At 40.3% G+C, this 2,287-nt stretch carries 2 protein-coding genes and 1 pseudogene; 1 reads left to right on the forward strand and 2 read right to left on the reverse strand.

Annotated features, from left to right (window positions below):
• Positions 1–299 precede the first annotated feature (299 nt).
• Together F6K63_RS36585 and F6K63_RS38195 are read right to left on the reverse strand one after the other, a co-directional pair.
• On the reverse strand, positions 300–563 hold the full coding sequence (locus F6K63_RS36585; protein WP_287257277.1) for a hypothetical protein: 264 nt from the start codon (positions 561–563) through the stop codon (positions 300–302).
• 298 nt (positions 564–861) lie between these two features.
• Positions 862–996: pseudogene (locus F6K63_RS38195) on the reverse strand (cyclase family protein); the annotation flags it as partial.
• A gap of 234 nt (positions 997–1,230) precedes the next feature.
• Between F6K63_RS38195 and F6K63_RS36590 the strand changes: the two are divergent.
• Positions 1,231–2,217, forward strand: a complete 987-nt coding sequence (locus F6K63_RS36590; protein WP_287266307.1) for an ATP-grasp domain-containing protein — start codon at positions 1,231–1,233, stop codon at positions 2,215–2,217.
• The last annotated feature ends 70 nt before the right edge of the window (positions 2,218–2,287 follow it).

Genomic DNA, 2,287 nt, shown 5'->3' on the forward strand with positions numbered 1-2,287 from the left:
GATAACAATCCGATTTAATGAGGTACCAATGACAATGGTTCCTATGATGAGGAGCCGGATGAAGGGAAACTTTCACGTCCGGTTTTGAAGACGAGTCGGTGAGGCGACTCACCGGCTTAGTTTAATCCAATATAATACGCAAAGTAAGCAGAACGCTAGGTATTAACCTAGACGAACTGGGTAGGGGCGTTTTGACTCGTCCCCACAGGGTATTCCTGTGGTCAGTTAATAAGAAAACAGTGTTTCGTGATGCGGATTCATCCCCGAGGCGAAACATCCTTATTAGAATCCCCCGTCATTTATGCGGGGGAGTAGTCAAGCCGAGCTCTAGTTCTATTGCGCTTAGTAGTATTGACAGCAGCGCCAGCGGCAGCGCCATTGGCACTATTACCAATCAATGAGCCGTTGTCAGTTAATTCTCCAACTACCGCACCAGCAGCGGCACCAATACCGATATCTCTTAATAAATCACCAGCAGCTGCCGGTGCAGCGGGTAGTAGTGTTGCGCCTACAAAACCGGTTGTGATCAGTCCTGGCAGTAGAGCACCGAAAATCCCTTTCATCTTTGTGTCCTCTAAATTGAGAAATTGAGCTACTGTTCTTAGATTAGATCTGCCTCTCGGTAGATAACCTCTTCCATTAGAATTATTTGACTGTGCTCGATCAAGACAGTTAATCTGCCCAAGGTTCCTAAATATATATAGCACTAAGCCCTATATAGCAATTCGATTGATTTGTGATTTATTGCTGCTAGAGATAATCATGAATCGATAAATGCGATGCGTATGCGCAGCCAAAGGGGTTCGGCATAGCCGCGCCATAGCCGTTCGCTAACTAAAATTCCAGCAGTAAATTCCAGCACTAGGGAATAATTGCGAACACCCTTGCTGGAAAACCAGAACCTTTAAGGGGCTTAGGAAAGGTTACTATTGCGATCGCACCATACTCCGGCACCTGATTCAAGTTAGTCAGCAACTCGATCTGATACTTGTCTTGACTTATAGTATAATTCTGGAGCGTTGCTGGAAAATGCCATTACCCTGAAGTCCAGTAATCAAGTTGAGCAAGAAATTAGCAAAGTCGTGATATCCTTCCGATGTTAGCCAGTTGTCTAACAGCTGTTTGGAGCAGACGGTCCGAGAAACCTCTCGCCATCCTCAAATTTTGGGCAAGGGCGTGCCGGTGAAACCTCCAGTTATGCACTTGAGATTTAACTACGGAGAGAATAAAATGTTTTTTGTAGACAAGCCATATGTCTCTGAATTTTTAAAAAGAACTGTCAAAGACAATGGTATCCCTGTAGTAGGTACAGATATAGCCAAGAAGTTAGGGCTTTATAGTGGGACAAACCTAATTAGTGAAGAGCGAGCCATTGAAATGGTTCGAGAGTTAGATAATCCGATCATATATACCACATCTGAAAATGCGATTGGTTGGATATCGAAATATTTAGCTTTTAGCAATCTTCCTCGAAAAATACAGTTATTTAAAAATAAGGTTAAATTTCGAGAACTAATCCAAACAATAGATCCAAACTTCTACTTCAAAGAGGTTCGCACCGACGATTTAAAAAAGATTCAGGTTAAGGAAATTCCACTCCCATGTATCATCAAGCCAAAGGTTGGTTTTTTTAGCATGGGAGTTTATCAGATTTCAAGTCAGGAGCAGTGGTTTAAAACCATTGATTCAATAATTGCAGACACTGCTCCAATGAAAGATTTATACCCTAAGGAGGTATTGGACACTAGTTCATTTATAATTGAACAATATATTACTGGTGAAGAATTCGCTGTTGATGCCTATTATAATTCAACTGGTGAGCCGGTTATTCTAAATATCCTTAAACACATATTTTCCTCAGATGCTGATGTTAGTGATCGGCTTTATATTTCTTCAAAAGCAATCATCGAAAGTAATCTTGAAGAATTTACCGATTTTTTAGATAAAATTGGTAAATTTGCTGGAGTAAAAAATTTTCCAGTACATATTGAGCTTAGACGAGACAATCAAGGTAATTTATTACCGATCGAAGTCAATCCGATGCGGTTTGGGGGTTGGTGTACTACCCCAGATATGTCTTTCTTTGCCTATGGATTTAATCCTTACCTATACTATTACTTACAAAAAAAACCAGATTGGAATGAGATTATTAAAGGAAAAAGACCTCTCCAAAAACTTGAAACTTTCTCAGGCACTGCTTTTCAGCGATCAAATTGACCAAGTCAATTTTACGTTGAATTAACGCTATAATAAGCTTAAGAAGCTATTGATGTTAATTTAGCACTAA

Source organism: Moorena sp. SIO1G6, from assembly GCF_010672795.1.
Taxonomy (GTDB): domain Bacteria; phylum Cyanobacteriota; class Cyanobacteriia; order Cyanobacteriales; family Coleofasciculaceae; genus Moorena; species Moorena producens.

What these genes read in the sequence shown, in the direction of transcription:
- F6K63_RS36590 (WP_287266307.1), top strand. Translation starts at nt 1,231, where the DNA reads ATGTTTTTTGTAGACAAGCCATATGTCTCTGAATTTTTAAAAAGAACT.
- F6K63_RS36585 (WP_287257277.1), bottom strand. Translation starts at nt 563, where the DNA reads ATGAAAGGGATTTTCGGTGCTCTACTGCCAGGACTGATCACAACCGGT.